Genomic DNA, 15,434 nt, shown 5'->3' on the forward strand with positions numbered 1-15,434 from the left:
GGCCGCCGCCGCGGGGCGGGGGGGGGCCGCCCCCCGCCCCCCGGGCGCCCCCCCCCCGGCCCCCCCCCCGCGGGGGCCCCCCCCCCCCGGGGGGGGGGGGCCCCGCCCCCCCGGCCGTCACGGCTGCGCCGCGGGAGCGCTCAGAGCTTCTGCCAGGACGGCTTGGCCGCGTAGGTGTCGCGGAAGTAGTCGGCGAGCTTGAGGCGGGAGGCGGCGGCCTCGTCGACCACCACGGTCGCGTGCGGGTGCAGCTGGAGCGCCGAGGCGGGGACGACGGCGGACAGCGGGCCCTCGACGGCGAGGGCGACGGCCTCGGCCTTGGCCTCGCCGGTGGCGAGCAGCACCAGGTGGCGGGCCTCCAGGATGGTGCCGATGCCCTGGGTGATGACGTGGTGCGGGACCTCGTCGATGCTGTCGAAGAAGCGCGCGTTGTCCTCGCGGGTCTGCCGGGTCAGGGTCTTGATCCGGGTCCGGGAGGCCAGCGAGGAGCAGGGCTCGTTGAAGCCGATGTGGCCGTCGGTGCCGATGCCGAGCAGCTGGAGGTCGACGCCGCCGGCCTCGGCGAGTGCACGGTCGTAGGCGGCGGCCGCGCCGGCGATGTCCGCCGCATTGCCGTCCGGGCCCAGGAAGGAGTCCTCGGTCAGACCGAGCGGCTCCACGACCTCGCGCAGCACCACGGAGCGGTAGGACTCCGGGTGGCCGGCCGGCAGGCCGACGTACTCGTCCAGCTGGCAGATGCGCGCCCGGGACGCGTCCAGCCGGCCGTCGCCGACCCGGGCGGCGAGGGACTGGTAGATCGGCAGCGGGGTCGAACCGGTCGCCACGCCGAGCAGGGCGTCGGGCTTGTCGGTCAGCAGATCGGTGATCGCCGCGGCGATGAGTTCGCCGGCCGCCCGGGCGTCTGGGACGATCACGATTTCCATACTGGGTCCACCGTTCTGAGGCGCGTCTGAGGTCTAGACCTCCGAGGTCTAGACCAGTTTGCCGTGAACGGGTGCCCCAGGTCCACCCGGGGCCCGGTCGGAGCCGGTCCGTGGCCTGCTGTTCTCCCGCCGGGCTCCGGGGTGGGGACTCCGCGCGGTGGTGGCCGGGTGGTGGCCGGGTGGTGGGTGGCCGGGCCCCGGCGCGGGGCCTGGGTGTCGGCCCGGCCCGGGCCAGGGCGTCGGACGAGCCCGAATGCCGACGGGTCCCAACTCCGACAGGCCCGAACGCCGACGGGCCGGTCGCCGGGAACGGGGGTCCCGGCGACCGGCCCCGAGCGGGGCGGCGCCCCGGCTCGTCCTGTCGTCACCGCTGCCGTTCGGTCGTGCCGGCGGCGGCGCGCGTGCTGCCCGTCAAGGGCCCCGTGATCAGAACGGGTTGGTACAGGTGGTGACCTGCTTGGCCGCGTCCAGCGCCGGGCCGGCGGTGGCGCAGATCATGTGCAGGTCGGTGGTGACGACGCGCGGGGTGACGGCCTTGGCGGAGCCGAACCGTACGGTGGTGGCCGAGGCGGCGGTCTCCCACGGGCTGCCCCACGCGGCCTGGGTGCGGACCTCGACCTTCACGATCGTCAACTGGCCCGGGTCGGCGGTGACCTGGGCGACGCCGACGAAGCCCTCGCCGTCGGTCTGGTGCGAGACGCAGGGGCGGTTGAGCACCGTGACGCAGGCCACGGCGTCGGTCTCGGACGTTGCCGTGGCAGCCAGGGCCGGGCCCGCCGTCAGCCCGGCGATCCCTGCCACCGTCATCATCACAGCTGCGATCCGAGTGCGCATGATGCGAACCTCCTTGGAAATTAAGGGAATCTCACTCCTTGGGATGAGTGTTGCACACATTGTGGACGTCGCGTGTGTGCGTTGCGTCACACTCATGGTGACCATTCAACTACATGCTGCAACCATTCACCGAGTGTTCGGTATCCGGACAGCTGCCGATCTGACGGATGATCAGTTCGTGCGCGATGGCACCGTCCGGCGTTCTGCCTCCGCCCCGCCGTCCGGCGGTGCCGGGGTGCCGGTCCGACGCGCAGCATCTCCCCAGCTCAGCACCGGTATTCCCGGGTGAACGGGGTGGGATCGCCCGGCCGAAACCGTTGCCCGACGCTTCGCGGTCCGCGGGTCGTCCCGGGCCGCGCCCGGAAGGCGCCCGGGTCGCCGTACGGGGGTGGACGGACACGGTGCCCGTGCTGCCGAAGGGGTCCGTGCGGTCCGGACGGCGGCGGATCGGCGTGTCCTCCACGCCTCCTTGACCGTCTCTTGGATCACCCTTTGCCTCTCTGGTCACGTGGGTGCCCGGCGCGGCACGGCCCCCGAAACGGTCGCCGGAGCGCGTCGCCGACGTGCTCCTCGCGGTGAGTGGACGGCAACTCCCGGCGGGCCGGGCGGGGTTGGCGGTGTCCCTTCACTCGTCCGGGTGGCGGTTTGCCTCCGGGGCGAATCGGGCGGATACCATCGATCCGATCCCACGGAGGTGGCTGCGTGGACACGGTCATCGTGCAACTTCCCTGTCCGGGGCCCGAGATGGCGCTCCGAGAAGCGCCCGGTCTGGTGCGGATGGGCCCCGGCGAGGCCGCGGTGTTCGGCCGCGGCGAGCCCGGCCGGCCGGTCGCCATCCCACTGCCCGACCAAGGTGTCTCCCGCCGCGCGGGCGAGGTGGTCGCGGCCGAGGACTACTGGCGGCTGTCCAACTTCAGCGGCTCCGCCACCTACGTCGTGGAGAACCTGGAGGGCGCGGGCGAGCACATCAAGGTCGCCCCCGGCCGGCTCGGCGCGCCCGTGCCGTTCGAGCTCTCCCGGGTGCTGCTGCCCGCGCTGGGCGAACCCGCCTCCTTCAAGGTCTTCGCCCCGCAGCACGCCTACCTGGACGGCCGGCCCGGCGGCGCCGACGGCGAACACACCGTCAGCCCCTTCGCCCTGGACCCGACCGCCAAGTACTTCCTGGTGCTGCTCGCGCTGTGCGAGCCGCGGTTGCGCTCGCCCTCCGCCGCCGTCGTCCCGGGCGTGACCGAGGTGCTGGGCCGGCTGCGCGCCCTGCCCTCCTGCCGCGGGCTGACCCGCTCGGCGGTGAACTACCACATCGACTACCTGGTGGAGACCAAGCTGCGGCTCCGCGAGCCGTACGAGGAGGGCCCGGGTGGCGGCAAGCGCGAGGAACTCGCCGCCCTGGCACTGAAGTTCGACCTCGTCCGGGAGGAGCACCTGGCCCTGCTCCCGCCCCGGCGCGCGGCCGCCCGGCCGTGAAGCCCGCCGCCGGGCCCGGGCCGGAGCCGTCCGGGGCGCACGGGCCGTCCGAACAGCCAGGGGCGCAGGGGCCGTCCGAACAGCCCGAGCCCTCGGAGGCGCGCCCGCCGGAAAGCCGTGGGCCGGAAAGCCGTGGGCCGGAGGGCGGCCCGCCCTTCGACGTCCCGGACGGCTACCCGATCGCCGGCTACCGCCTCGGCGCGTTCCTCGGCGCGGGCGCCTGGGGCAGCGTCCACGCCGCCGAGGGCCCGGACGGCACCCGGGCCGCCGTCAAACTGCTCGGGGCCGCCCGGTTCAGCCCCGGACAGCGTCGGACGGTGGCCCAGATGGCCCGCAGCGAGCAGCGCTTCAGCCGCCGCGCCGACCACCCGAACCTCATCCGCACCCTCGCCGTGGTCACCGTCGAGGACCCGGACCACCCGGCCCTGGACGGCGCCGTCGCCCTGGTGATGGAGCGTGCCGCCCGCAGCCTCCAGGACGTGCTGGCCGTCGCCCGACCGGGCACGGCGGTGCCCGGCGCCGAGCGCGTCCTCGCCGAGGTCTGCGCGGGGCTGACCCACATGCACCGGGCCGGCTGGGTACACGGGGACCTGAAACCGGCCAATATCCTCCTGATGCCCGACGGCAGCGCCAGGATCGCCGACTTCGGCCTCACCGCCGAGCTGGAGGGCACCCACGCGTACGCCCCGCCGCTCGGCTCGCCCGACCACGTCCCGCCCGAGTGGTGGTCCCAGCGCACCGGCGCGCGCGGGGTCGCGGTGCGCCCCAGTGCCGACGTCTGGGCCTTCGGGGTGATCGCCCACCAGCTGCTCACCGGCGGGCTGCACCCCTTCCTCGGCGCCACCGCCCGGGCCCGCTCGCTGGCCGCCCAGGCGTACGCGCGCGGCGCCGCGCCGCTGCGGCTGGACGAGGCGCTGCCCGCACCCTGGCGGCCCGTGGTCGCCGCCTGCCTGGCCCCCGGGCGGGAGGAGCGGGCCCGCGTCGACCTCGCCGCGCTGGTCGCCCGGGCGACCGCCGGTCCGGCCCGGCGTCGCCGCGCCGCGCTGCGGGCCGGTGCGGGTGCGCTGGCCTGCGCGTTCACCGTCCTCGCACTGACCGGGGGGCCGGAACCCGCCGGCCCGGGCGCCCACCGCGGCCCGCCCCCGCTGCCCGGCGCGATCCCGGCGGACTCGGACGTCCCGGTCGCCTACCGGGACATGATCCTGAACGCCGCCCGCCGCTGCCCCGAGCGGGAGGTCACCCCGGTGCTGCTGGCCGCGATGCTGAAGGCCGAGAGCGGCTTCGACCCGAACGCCGCCCGCCCGGAGACCGGCGAGTACGGCATCGCCATGTGGACGCCCGCCGTCTTCGACGCCTGGGCCAAGGCGGCCACCCACGCAGGCCCCAAGTCCTACCTGGACCCGGGCGACGCCATCGCCGCGATGGGCAACTACGTCTGCTGGCTGGACCAGCAGCTCAAACGGGCCGGGTTCACCCGCGACCTGCCCGCGCTGGTCTCGGCCGCCTACCGGACCAGCGACAAGACGGTGGAGTCGGCCGGGGGAGTCCCGGACCGGGTCCGCGCCCATGTCGACAAGGTGCTCCGCTACCTCGCCGACTACGGAGGGTGAGGGCGGGGGCCGGGACGAGTTGTGCCACATCCATACGCATCCCGGCGCGGGCACCCGGGCGAGCGGCCGGCGGTCTGGGATCCTCGCGGCATGATCACGAAGCTCCGTGCGGCTGCCGTGCAATGGACCGTCGTCGTTCCGGTGGTGTCGTTCGTCGTCCTCGCCCTGACCTGGCACGAGGACCTGCCCGGCTGGGTGGTGGGCGTGGTCGCCTGCTTCCTGGTGGGCGCCGTGCTGGCCGCCGTGCACCACGCCGAGGTCATCGCGCACTGGTCGGGGGAGCCGTTCGGATCGCTGGTGCTCGCGGTGGCGGTCACCGTGATCGAGGTCGCGCTGATCGTGACGCTGATGGCCGACGGCGGGGACAAGTCCGCCACTCTGGCCCGGGACACCGTGTTCGCCGCCGTGATGATCACCTGCAACGGGATCCTCGGCCTGTCCATCCTGGTCGCCGCGGTCAAGTACCGCACCGCCGTGTTCAACGCCGAGGGCACCGGCGCCGCACTGGCCTGCATCGCCACCCTCGCGACCCTCAGCCTGGTGCTGCCGACCTTCACCACCAGCTCGCCGGGCCCGCAGTTCTCGACCACCCAGCTGGCGTACGCGGCCACCGCCTCGCTCGTGCTCTACGGGCTGTTTGTGACCACCCAGACGGTGCGGCACCGGGACTACTTCCTGGCCGTCACCCCCGAGGGCCGGGTGCTGGACGAGGAGGACCACGCGAGCCCGCCCACCCTCCGGGCCGCCGGGGTCAGCCTGCTGCTGCTCGCCGTCGCGCTGGTCGCGGTGGTGGGCCTGGCCAAGGGCGTCTCGCCGACCATCGAGAAGGCGGTGGACGACGCCGGACTCCCGCACTCCGTCGTCGGTGTCGTGATCGCCATGATGGTGCTGCTGCCGGAGACCATCGCGGCGCTGCGCGCGGCCGTCCGCAACCGGGTGCAGACCAGCCTCAACCTGGCCCTGGGGTCCGCGCTCGCCAGCATCGGCCTGACCATCCCGGCGGTCGCGATCGCCTCCACCTGGCTGTCCGGCCCGCTCGTCCTGGGCCTCGGCCCGGCGCACATGGTGCTGCTGGCGCTGACGGTCGTGGTGGGCATCCTCACGGTGATCCCGCGCCGGGCGACGCCGCTGCAGGGCGCGGTGCACCTGGCGGTGCTGGCGGGGTACGTGGTGCTGGCGGTGAACCCGTGACGGCCGGTCGGCCGTAGTCCGGGGTGGAAGCTCCTGGCCCGTTCCCCCGTGGGCCAGGGGCTTCCGGTCTTTCGGAGCCGGAGCCGGTGCCGGTGCCGGTGCCGGCGTCGGCGTCGGTTGAGCGGGCGGAGCGGGCGGTGAACCGCCGACGGCAGGTCGTCCGTTCTGGAGGGCGGAAGCCCCTGGCCGGTTCCCCCATGGGGCCGGGGGCTTCCGCCCTCCGGAACCGTGGCCGTGGAGCCCGTGGAGCCCGTGGAGCCCGTGGCGTTCGTAACGCCGTGGCATTCGTGGTGCCGGCGGTGAACCCCGGGCGGCGGGCCGGCCGTAGGTCAGATCGAGGGCCCCTGGTCCCACCCCCGTGATCCGGGGCCCTCGTCGTCGTCGGCGGCGCCGTCGGCCGTGGCCCGCGCGGGCCACGGGCGCCGCCGTACGACACGGAGCCCCTGGCCCCGCGGCTGCTCGCGGGGTCAGGGGCTCCGTGGTGCCGCGGCTCAGACGCGGCGGGTGCCCGGGGCGGGGTCAGCGCCCCGGGCGGGCTCGGTGTCACGGGGCAACAGCTGCCCCCGGCACCAGGTGCATCGGCACCGGGTGCGCCGACATCCGGCGCCCCGCCTGAGGCATGCCCGGGGACGGGTGGGCCTCAGGCGGAGGTGCCTCAGGCCGAGGTGCGGCGACGGCGGGCGAAGACCACCGCGCCCGCGCCGGCGGCCAGCAGGACGGTGCCGGCGCCCGCGTACAGCAGGGTGCCGTCGCTACCGGTGGTGGCCAGCTTCTTGCCGTCCGAGGGGGCGCCCGGGATCGGGGTGGGGACGCTGACCTTCTTGGGCAGCGGCAGCGGCGCGTCCGGGTTGACCGGGGTGTCGGTGGTCGGGGTGTGCACCGGCACGGTGGCGGTCGGCGGGGTCGACGGGCCCGCGCTCGGGACGTCGGTGGGGGCGGCGGTCGGCTCGCCGGTCGCCGGGGCGGTGGCCGCCGGAGTGGTGGGCGTGGCGGTCGGGGTCTCCGACGGCTTCGCGGTGGCGGTCGGCGTGGCCGGGGCCGAGGGCGTGGCCGGAGCGGACGGGCTGTGCGCCGGCGTGGTCGGCACGGAGGTCGGGCTGCCGGTCGGGGCCTTGGTGGGCGTCTTGGTCGGGGTCGGCGTCCCGGTCGGCGAGGGCTTGCCGGTCGGGGCCGGGGTCTCGCCGCCGCAGTCGACCTTGAAGACCTTCTGCTTGGGGTTGTTGAGCTTGGTGTCCTCGGGCAGCTCGCCGTTGACCAGCTCGACGGACTGCCAGTACAGCTTGTAGTGGCCGTCCGGCAGGTGGATGTCCTCGGTGCGGACGTGGCCGTGGCCGTCGACCGGGATGTCGCCGTACGCGACGAGCTTCTCGTTCGGGCCGCCGCCGACGGTGGTGATCGCCCAGATCACGTCCTGGTTGGCGTCGAAGCCGAAGGAGTCCAGGTAGAAGGTGCAGACCTTGGGCTCGTTGCGGACGTCCTCCTGACCGGTGGCGGCGTCGTGGATCTTGACGGTGCCGTTGTTGCCGGGGGCACCACCCTTGCCACCGCCACCGGCGACGGCGTGCGCGGCGGCGGGGGCGAGCAGCATCAGGGCGGCGGCGGTCGGGACGGCCACCAGGGAGCGCGCGGCGGTGGAGCGGATGTGCATGGGTGTTCCATCGGGTACGGCAGGCCGGGACGCACCTGCGCGGTGGGAGGGAGCCTCTGGTCGGCCGTTCGGCCGGAGCCGGTGCCGTACGACGTGAGGGGCACAAAAGTTCCCGCAGAGAGAAACGTGACGCAAGGGAGGTTTGGCCGAAATGCGTTGCTCTGGTCGGTTGGTCCCGACTAGTTCGTTACAACGATCCGATCACCCGGTTGTCATGGAATCGTGTGCGCTCCAGTCGGTGTTGCGGTCGGCGCCGGTCAACTCCGGTCCCCGATCCGGCGGGTGAACCCGTGACACCGACGTGGCCGGTATTGACCGGTCCCCGGGCGCGGCCTGCGTGTCGGGGCGGCGGGCGGGCGCCAGGTTTCTCTATCGTCCGTCTGGAACCGCCCAGTCCGCTGACTCCGCTGCACGTGCAGCCGAGCCGACCCGTGGGAGAGTGCGATGCCCGGCCCCGAGCAGACCGCCGAGGAGAGCGCCGACGTCATCGTGGTCGGCGCCGGCCCGTCCGGCTCCACCGCTGCCGCCCACCTGGCGCGGACCGGCCTGGACGTCCTGCTGCTGGAGAAGTCCGCCTTCCCGCGCGAGAAGGTCTGCGGCGACGGCCTCACCCCGCGCGTCGTCAAGCAGCTGACCGACCTCGGCATCGACGTCTCCGAGGAGGCCGGCTGGCTGCACAACCGGGGCCTGCGGCTGGTCTCCGGCCGGCGCTCGATGGAGTTCGACTGGCCCGAGCTCTCCGCCTTCCCCGGGTACGGACTGGTGCGCCGCCGCGCCGACTTCGACCACCTGCTCGCGCAGAAGGCCGCCTCCTACGGTGCCCGGGTGATCGAACGCGCCAATGTCGCGGGCCCCCTGGTCGACGAGCGGACCGGCCGGATCACCGGAGTCACCGCCAGGCTGGGCGAGGACCGCAAGCCCGTCGCCTACCGGGCCCCGGTCGTGGTCGCCGCCGACGGCAACTCCACCCGGCTGTCCGTCGCCATGAAGCGCTACCGCCGCACCGACCGTGCGATGGGCGTCGCCTACCGGACGTACTTCACCACCCCGCGCCACGAGGACCGCTACCTGGAGGCCTGGCTCGACCTGCGCGACCCGAGCGACCGGACCCGGCGCCTGCTGCCCGGCTACGCCTGGGTGTTCGGCATGGGCGACGGCACCGCCAACGTCGGCCTCGGCGTCCTGGACACCGCCGGCACCGACGTGGACTGGCGGGAACTGCTGCGCCGCTGGTGCGAGGAGCTGCCGCCCGGGTACGGCTACAGCCCCGACGGCGTCACCGAGCCGATCCGCGGTGCCGCCCTCCCGATGGGCCTCAACCGCCGGCCCCACTACGCGGACGGCCTGTTGCTGGTCGGCGACGCGGGCGGCACGGTCAGCCCGGGGACCGGCGAGGGCATCGCCTACGCGATGGAATCCGGCCGCTACGCCGCCGAGACCATCGTCCAGGCCCTGGCCCGCCGCACCGACCGCGGCCGGGAGCTCGCCCTGCGCGCCTACCCGCGGACGCTGCACTCCGCCTACGCCGGTTACTTCGCACTCGGCCGCCTGGCCGCCGACCTGCTGGGGCGGCCCAAGCTGCTCGGTGCCGCCGGGGCCGCCGGCCTCGGCCGCCCGGCGCTGCTGAAGGTGGCGTTCCGGCTCATGGTCAACCTGACCGAGCCCAACTCCAAGGACTCCCTCGACCGGCTGCTCCACCTGCTCGGGCGGGTCGCGCCGGGGCGTTGACCGCGGGACCGCCGAACCGCCCATCCTCGCGGGTGGGCGGTCGTCGTGTCAGGGCTTCGGCCGAATCGGCAGAGGCGAACGGGCTGATGTCAGGGTCATGTTGACGAATGATCAGGTGATCCGATTGCCTGGTGTCGAATCAGCCACGAAGAGTGAGCGGAACGCCCCCTCCGCACACCCCTCCGCGGCTCCCACCCGACCGCCGACCCGTCCGACGGAGACACCGTGCGCCTTCGCCTTCGCCTGCTCGTCGCACCCCTCGCCGCGGCCGCCGCCGTGCTCGCCCCGAGCATCCCCGCCATCGCGGCCGCCCCGTCAGCCGCCCCCTCCGACCAGTGCTCCGCCGCCTTCCACCACGACGACGCCCGCCTCGGCCCGCAGGACCTGCCGACCACCGGCCGCGTCGGCCGCCAGCTGACCGGCTACCGGCGCACCGGCGGCGCGAGCGAGCAGGCCTTCCTCGCGCACTACTACGACGCGACCGCCAACGGCGGCAAGGGCGGCTGGATCTACCCGCCCGCCGACGGCTACGTCACCCTGCCCGACGGCAGCCCGATCGAGTTCGACATCACGCTCCACCCCGACCAGAACATCGACCGCTACGGCAGCGAGTACGGCTCCTTCCTCGCCCCCGAGGGCCTGCCCTACGCCAACCGCGCGATACCGCCGCAGAGCCTGGACGGCAATCCGCCGGCCGCCTGCAACTACCACGACTACAAGGTGGTCAAGGCGTTCACGGTGCACGCCGGCCCGATCGCGCCCTGGTTCGACCAGCCCGGCTGGGGCCTGCAGTACCAGCTCGACGCGGCCCTGCTGCCCGCGGGCCCGGCCAGGCTGAACGTCCTCTGGCTGGTGGAGAACGGCTACCTGGCCCGGATCTGAACCGCCGTCATGACCGCTCGGCGCGGGGCCCGGCGCCCTGCGCCGCGCGGTCACCCCGTCCGTCGGCGCGCGGTCACCCCGTCCGTCGGCGACCCGGATTAATCGTTGGCGGCCCCGGGCGAGCGGACGATAGGAAGAGCGGGTGACCACCACCAGCGACCCCACCACCGACCGGCGCGTCTTCCGCCCCGCCGTCCTCGACCTCGGCGACGCCCTGCTGCACCCCTGGGGGCGGGCCCTCGACGTGCCCGGCGGGATCGTCCCCGCGCTCGTCGCGGCGTCGACGGACCCGGAGATCGCCCGCTGGAACCCGCTGAGCGCCACCGATCCGGCCGCCGCCGAGGCCTACCTGGACCGCTGCGACGCCCACTGGGCCGACGGCACCATGGCCGGCTTCGCGGTCACCGACGCCGCCGACGGCACCCTCCTCGGCAACGCCTTCCTGCGCTGGAGCAACCAGGCCGACGGCGTCGCCATGATCGGCTACTGGCTGCTCGCCGCCGCCCGCGGCCGGGGCCTGGCCACCCGCGCGGCCACCGCCGTCACCCGCTGGGCCGTCGAGACCGCCGACGCCCGCCGCATCGAGCTGTTCCACGCCGTCGGCAACGACGACTCCTGCCGGGTCGCCGAGCGCGCCGGCTTCCCGTACGAGGGCACCCTGCGCGCCTCGTGGCGCTTCGAAGGGCGCGACTACCAGGACGAACACCTGCACGCCCGGCTGGCCTCGGACCCCTTCGCCGGCTAGGGCCGCCCCACCCGGGCGCGGTCACTCCCGTCCCGCCGCTTCCTTCCGGCTGCTTCCGTCCTGCCGTGCCCGTCCCGCCGCGGTGCCCGTTGCACCGCTCCCGGAAGCCCCGGCCCGGCAGGCAGCGCGCCGGGCGGAGGAGCGGCCTAACCTGGAAGGGCGCATACGGCGCGTGGCCTGCGAACGGAAGCGGTGGCCATGACGGTGATCTCGGCGGCTCTCTTCGGTACCGACTGGCGGCCCGCGCCGCCCGGTGGCGCGGACCTGCTGCGTGAGTGCGCCGCCCGGGGCTGGACGGTCGTGCTGACCGGGCCGGGACCCGCCGGGGCCCCGGCCCTGACCGTGGCCGACCCCGGGATCGATCCGGTCCGGGCCGCGCTGGACCTGCTGGACGGCACGCCCTCGCACGCGGTGGCCGTCGCGGGGAGCGTGCGCGAGGTACGGGCGGCGTGGCGGGCCGGAGTGCCGTGCGTCGCCCTGGAGACCGGCGGTGACGCCGGTCCGGAGCTGCGGGCGGCGGGCGCGGCAGAGGTCCACCGCGACGCCGCCGCCCTGTTGCGCGTCCTGGACGACAGCCTGCTGGCCCGTCCCCGGGCCTTCGGACCGGTGGGCGCCGGAACAGGCGGTGCCCGGAACGGTTAGCGCCGGCCCGCACCGGGAAACCGAGCCGGTGCGAGCACGTCACCGGAAGTGTCGGAGGTGACCGAGATGGACGGTCCCGCTTTGAGCGGATGGGAGCGGCGGCTCCTTGAGGAGATCGAGTCCGATCTGCGCCAGGACACGCGGCTCGACCGGAAGCTGAGCACGATGGGCGCCAAGCGGCCCAGCCGGGTCCGGCGCGTGCTCCGCGCCGTCGGGCGCCGGGCCACCGCGGGGGTGGTGCTGACCGTCCTGGTGATGACGGCGATCTGCCTCGGCGTGGGCGCGCGGACCCCGACCACCGCCGTGCTGGCCGCGCTCGCCGTGGTCTGGGCGGCCACCGTGGCGGCTGCGGTCGCCACCTCGGAGCTGCTGCGCCGTCGCAGCGCCGCCCGCGAGGGCCGGATCGAGACCGCCGAGGCGGAGGAACGCCGCGAACGCCGTGAACGGCGGCCCTGGGACCGACCGGAGGCGTGACGCGATGACCACCGACCTCTGGGAGCACCGCCCGGGCTCCCATCCCGCCGCCGACCCGGGCCTGGTCGGGTACGAGGTGCAGGCCACCGACGGCCCGGTCGGCACGGTCGAGCAGGACACCGGGGACCACCTGCTGGTCGACGCCGAGCCCTGGGTGCCGGGCACCCGGGTGCTCGTCCCGGTCGGCGCGGTCGCCCGGGTCGACCACCTCGTCCTCGCCGTCCACCTCGACTGCCCACGGGCCAGGCTCAGCTCGGCGCCGCCCGCCGCCGTCGACCTGACCGCCCCCCGCCCGCGCTGAGGCCCGGCGCCATGCCCTGGCCGTCCACCACGCTCACCGGCCGGACGATCGCCTTCCTGGCCGCGCCGTACGGGGTCGAGCAGGCCGAGCTGACCTCCCCCTGGCAGGCCGTCGCCGAATCCGGCGGCACGCCGCGCCTGCTGTCCACCGCGAAGGGCCGGGTCCAGGCCGTCCGGCACCGCGCCCCGGGCGACACCTTCGCGGTGGACGCCCTCGTCGCCGAGGCCGACCCGGCCGACTACGACGGTCTGATCCTGCCCGGCGGCGTCGCCAACCCCGACCACCTGCGCCTGGACCGCCCGGCGGTCGCCTTCGTGCACGCCTGCTGCGCCGGCGGCCGCCCGGTCGCGGCGATCTGCCACGCGGCCTGGACCCTGATCGAGGCCGACGCCGTCCGGGGCCGCACCCTCACCTCCTGGCCCAGCCTGCGCACCGACCTGGTCAACGCCGGCGCGCACTGGGTCGACGAACCGGTCCACGTCTGCCACGACGGACCCGGCCCGCTCGTCACCAGCCGCAAGCCGGGCGACCTGCCGCTCTTCGAGGACGCGCTCGTCACGGAGTTCGCCCACGCCACGGCCAAGCGGCACAGGTAGCAGCGGCACCGGCGTGGAAGCGGCGGCGGCAGCGAGCGGCGGGACCGCAGGCGGCTCCAGCGGCGGGGGAGCGGTCTCAGTCGCCCCGGAGGCGGACGAAGGTGGCGCTCGGCGGGCGGCCGGTGAGGGTGAGTTCGGCGCGCAGCGGTGCGGTCAGGGGGTGGACCGGGCCGTGGTCGGGGTCGGTGCCGGCCGGGCCGAGGAGGGGGCGGACGACGTCGGCGACCTCGCGGGACTGGACGGGGGTGAGCCGGGGGGTCGTCAGGAAGACCCGGCCGTCGTCGAGCCGGAGGACCAGCGCGTGCGGGTGGGCGGCCGGGCCGGTGACGGCGCTGACGGTGGCGTCCAGGGTGTCGCTGCGGCGGTACTTGACCCAGACCCGGCCGGCGCCGCTCGGCCGGTAGGGGGAGGCGGCGGCCTTGCAGACCAGGCCCTCCACCCCGGTGTCGGCGAGCTGCTCCATCCACTCCAGCGCCTCCGCCCGGTCGGTGGTGGCCAGCACCGGCTGGACCGGCGGCGGGACGTCCGCCAGCGCCGCGAGCAGCAGCCGGCGGCGGTCGGTGAGCGGGAGCCGGCGGACATCGCGGCCGGGCAGGGCCAGCACGTCGAAGGCGATCAGGCCGAGTGCGACGTCCGTGGCGGCGGCCCGGGCCCGGCGGGTGCGCAGCAGCTCGCCGAAGGCGAACCGGCCGCCGCGCCAGGCGACCAGCTCGGCGTCCAGCACCAGCCCTTCGGGCAGCCGGGCGACGGCGTCGGCGATCGGCGGGAACTCGGGGGCGAGGTCGCGTCCGCTGCGGGACTGCAGGACCGGCGGGCGGTCGCCGCGGGCGAACGCGACGCAGCGGAAGCCGTCCAGCTTCAGTTCGTACTGCACGCCACCGCCGCCCAGTCCGTCGGCGGGCGGCACGGCGGTGACGGCGGCGGGGCGCATCACCTCGACGGGCGGCTGCAGGATCTGCCGCACCTCGCGCGCCCGCCGGGCCGCCGGCTGCCCCCTTCTGTCGCGTGCCGACTGCCGCGGCCCGGCTGCGGGGGCGGTCGGCAGCGGGCGGGCCTGCTCCGGGGCCAGCAGCGGGGCGAACAGGTCGCCGTCGGCGGCCAGCCGGTCCGGGACCTCCGCGAGGGTGAAGGTCAGGTCGCGCTCCCCGCCGGCCCGCTCCAGCTCGGCCCAGGACAGCGGGGTGGAGACCGTCGGCAGCGGCCGGGCCCGCAGGGTGTACGGCGCGGCGGTGGTCTTCTTGGCGTTGTTCTGCGACCAGTCGACCAGCACCCGGCCCCGCCGCCGGGCCTTGGCCATGGTGTGCACCGCCAGCTCCGGGTGCTCGGCCTCCAGGGCGGCGGCGAGCTCCTTCGCGTACGCGGAGACCCGGGCGCTGGGCGTGGGCTCGATCGGGACCAGCAGGTGCAGGCCCTTGGAGCCGGAGGTCTTCACCCAGGCGGTGAGGCCGTCCGCCGCCAGCCGCTCGCGCAGCAGCAGCGCGACCGCCCGGCAGGTGAGGACGTCCGCGCCCTCGCCCGGGTCGAGGTCCAGCACCAGCCGGTCGGCGAGGGCGGGCGCGGCCGCGTGCCACTGCGGGACGTGCAGCTCCAGGCAGCCCAGGTTGGCGACGGACAGCAGCGCCGCGCCGTCCTCCAGCACCACCTGCCGCAGCTCCCCGGTGTTGCTCGGGACCTCGACGGTGCGCACCCAGTCGGGGGTGCCCGGGGGCGGGTTCTTGGCGACGAAGACCTCCGCCTCGACCCCGTCCGGGCAGCGCAGGAAGGAGACCGGGCGGTCGCGCAGGTGGGGGAGCAGCGCGGCGTGGACGGCGGCGTAGTAGCGCAGCACCTCGCCCTTGGGGGTTCCGGTGCGCGGGTAGTACACCTTGTCGAGGTGGGAGAGCGCGAGGGTGCGCCCGTCCACCGTCATCTGCGGCACGGTCCGTCTCCGAAGCCTCCGGTGGGTGGCCCCCGCAGTCAGTCTGCCGCGGTTCGGCGGCCACCGCCCGGGGCGGGCGGGCGCCTCCCGGCGCCGGCCCGCATGGGGGCGCGGCGGTCACCCTCCGGGGCCGACCAGCGCGTGGGCGTCCGCGACCAGGTCCTCGATCCGGGCCCAGTCCGGCGCCGGCCCGTCCAGGTACACGCCGAGCCAGCCCCGGTGTCCCACGTACGGCGGCCGGAAGTAGCGGTCGGGGGCCTCCGCGACCAGCCGCCCCTGCGCCCCGCCGGGCGCCGCGCACCAGAAGCCGAGCCGGTCGTCGTGGTGGTGGTCCGAGAGCATCAGGAACACCCGGGCCCGGCGGCAGGAGCCCGCGAACCAGGTCGGCTCCCCGTGGCTGACCCGCTCCTCGACCTCCGGCAGCGCCAGGCAGAGCGCCCGCAGCCGGTCCACCGGCCCGCGGGCCGCCCCGGGCACG

15 protein-coding genes and 1 pseudogene are annotated in these 15,434 nt (G+C 75.5%); 10 read left to right on the top strand and 6 right to left on the bottom strand.

The genetic code is table 11. The features are described from left to right. Window positions 1–140 precede the first annotated feature (140 nt). A complete protein-coding gene (locus ACIRST_RS18155; protein ID WP_396546223.1) occupies window positions 141–923 on the bottom strand; it encodes a glucosamine-6-phosphate deaminase in 783 nt (260 codons plus the stop codon). Window positions 924–1,349: 426 nt separating this feature from the next. Further along, window positions 1,350–1,757, bottom strand: coding sequence for a hypothetical protein (locus ACIRST_RS18160; RefSeq protein ID WP_350520955.1), 408 nt, complete (start codon window positions 1,755–1,757; stop codon window positions 1,350–1,352). A 702-nt stretch (window positions 1,758–2,459) separates the two neighbouring features. On the opposite strand from ACIRST_RS18160, the gene ACIRST_RS18165 reads away from it, so the two are divergent. From ACIRST_RS18165 to ACIRST_RS18175, 3 genes are all read left to right on the top strand, one after another. Next, window positions 2,460–3,221, top strand: coding sequence for a serine/threonine protein kinase (locus tag ACIRST_RS18165; RefSeq protein ID WP_402803103.1), 762 nt, complete (start codon window positions 2,460–2,462; stop codon window positions 3,219–3,221). Continuing rightward, window positions 3,218–4,831 carry a serine/threonine-protein kinase gene (locus ACIRST_RS18170; protein ID WP_402803104.1) on the top strand — a complete coding sequence of 538 codons (1,614 nt, stop codon included), beginning with the start codon at window positions 3,218–3,220 and terminating at the stop codon, window positions 4,829–4,831. Before ACIRST_RS18165 ends, ACIRST_RS18170 begins: the two co-directional genes overlap by 4 nt. A 90-nt stretch (window positions 4,832–4,921) precedes the next feature. Next, window positions 4,922–6,022: an ionic transporter y4hA gene (locus ACIRST_RS18175; protein WP_350520952.1), complete on the top strand. Its 1,101-nt coding sequence runs from the start codon at window positions 4,922–4,924 to the stop codon at window positions 6,020–6,022. A 655-nt stretch (window positions 6,023–6,677) separates the two neighbouring features. On the opposite strand, the gene ACIRST_RS18180 is transcribed toward ACIRST_RS18175, so the two are convergent. Beyond that, window positions 6,678–7,670 carry an LPXTG cell wall anchor domain-containing protein gene (locus tag ACIRST_RS18180; RefSeq protein WP_402803105.1) on the bottom strand — a complete coding sequence of 331 codons (993 nt, stop codon included), beginning with the start codon at window positions 7,668–7,670 and terminating at the stop codon, window positions 6,678–6,680. Window positions 7,671–8,114: 444 nt separating this feature from the next. Here ACIRST_RS18180 and ACIRST_RS18185 point away from each other — a divergent pair, with 444 nt between their 5' ends. The 7 genes from ACIRST_RS18185 to ACIRST_RS18215 all read left to right on the top strand — a co-directional run bounded on the left by ACIRST_RS18185 (window position 8,115) and on the right by ACIRST_RS18215 (window position 13,038). After that, a complete protein-coding gene (locus ACIRST_RS18185) occupies window positions 8,115–9,398 on the top strand; it encodes a geranylgeranyl reductase family protein (protein ID WP_350520950.1) in 1,284 nt (427 codons plus the stop codon). A 225-nt stretch (window positions 9,399–9,623) separates the two neighbouring features. Continuing rightward, window positions 9,624–10,280, top strand: coding sequence for a TNT domain-containing protein (locus tag ACIRST_RS18190; protein WP_402803106.1), 657 nt, complete (start codon window positions 9,624–9,626; stop codon window positions 10,278–10,280). Between the two features lie 142 nt (window positions 10,281–10,422). Next, window positions 10,423–11,025 carry a GNAT family N-acetyltransferase gene (locus ACIRST_RS18195; protein ID WP_402803107.1) on the top strand — a complete coding sequence of 201 codons (603 nt, stop codon included), beginning with the start codon at window positions 10,423–10,425 and terminating at the stop codon, window positions 11,023–11,025. A 198-nt stretch (window positions 11,026–11,223) separates the two neighbouring features. Next, window positions 11,224–11,667, top strand: a complete 444-nt coding sequence (locus ACIRST_RS18200) for a hypothetical protein (protein ID WP_350520947.1) — start codon at window positions 11,224–11,226, stop codon at window positions 11,665–11,667. Window positions 11,668–11,733: 66 nt separating this feature from the next. Further along, window positions 11,734–12,141, top strand: coding sequence for a DUF3040 domain-containing protein (locus tag ACIRST_RS18205; RefSeq protein ID WP_396546231.1), 408 nt, complete (start codon window positions 11,734–11,736; stop codon window positions 12,139–12,141). A 4-nt stretch (window positions 12,142–12,145) separates the two neighbouring features. Then, the gene (locus ACIRST_RS18210; RefSeq protein ID WP_350520945.1) at window positions 12,146–12,442 is read left to right on the top strand and encodes a PRC-barrel domain containing protein; all 297 of its coding nucleotides are present in this window, start codon (window positions 12,146–12,148) and stop codon (window positions 12,440–12,442) included. Between the two features lie 11 nt (window positions 12,443–12,453). Then, a complete protein-coding gene (locus tag ACIRST_RS18215; RefSeq protein ID WP_402803108.1) occupies window positions 12,454–13,038 on the top strand; it encodes a type 1 glutamine amidotransferase domain-containing protein in 585 nt (194 codons plus the stop codon). A 76-nt stretch (window positions 13,039–13,114) separates the two neighbouring features. On the opposite strand, the gene ACIRST_RS18220 is transcribed toward ACIRST_RS18215, so the two are convergent. From ACIRST_RS18220 to ACIRST_RS18230, 3 genes and pseudogenes are all read right to left on the bottom strand, one after another. Continuing rightward, entirely contained in the window at window positions 13,115–13,969 is an 855-nt protein-coding gene (locus ACIRST_RS18220) for a DNA ligase (protein ID WP_402803162.1), read from the bottom strand. 108 nt (window positions 13,970–14,077) lie between these two features. Beyond that, window positions 14,078–14,947 (bottom strand): annotated as a pseudogene (gene ligD, locus ACIRST_RS18225) (non-homologous end-joining DNA ligase); the annotation flags it as partial. 126 nt (window positions 14,948–15,073) lie between these two features. After that, window positions 15,074–15,433, bottom strand: coding sequence for an MmcQ/YjbR family DNA-binding protein (locus ACIRST_RS18230; protein WP_402803109.1), 360 nt, complete (start codon window positions 15,431–15,433; stop codon window positions 15,074–15,076). Window position 15,434 lies beyond the last annotated feature (1 nt).

The sequence above is a fragment of the Kitasatospora sp. NPDC101447 genome, assembly GCF_044767225.1.
In the GTDB taxonomy this organism is placed as follows: domain Bacteria; phylum Actinomycetota; class Actinomycetes; order Streptomycetales; family Streptomycetaceae; genus Kitasatospora.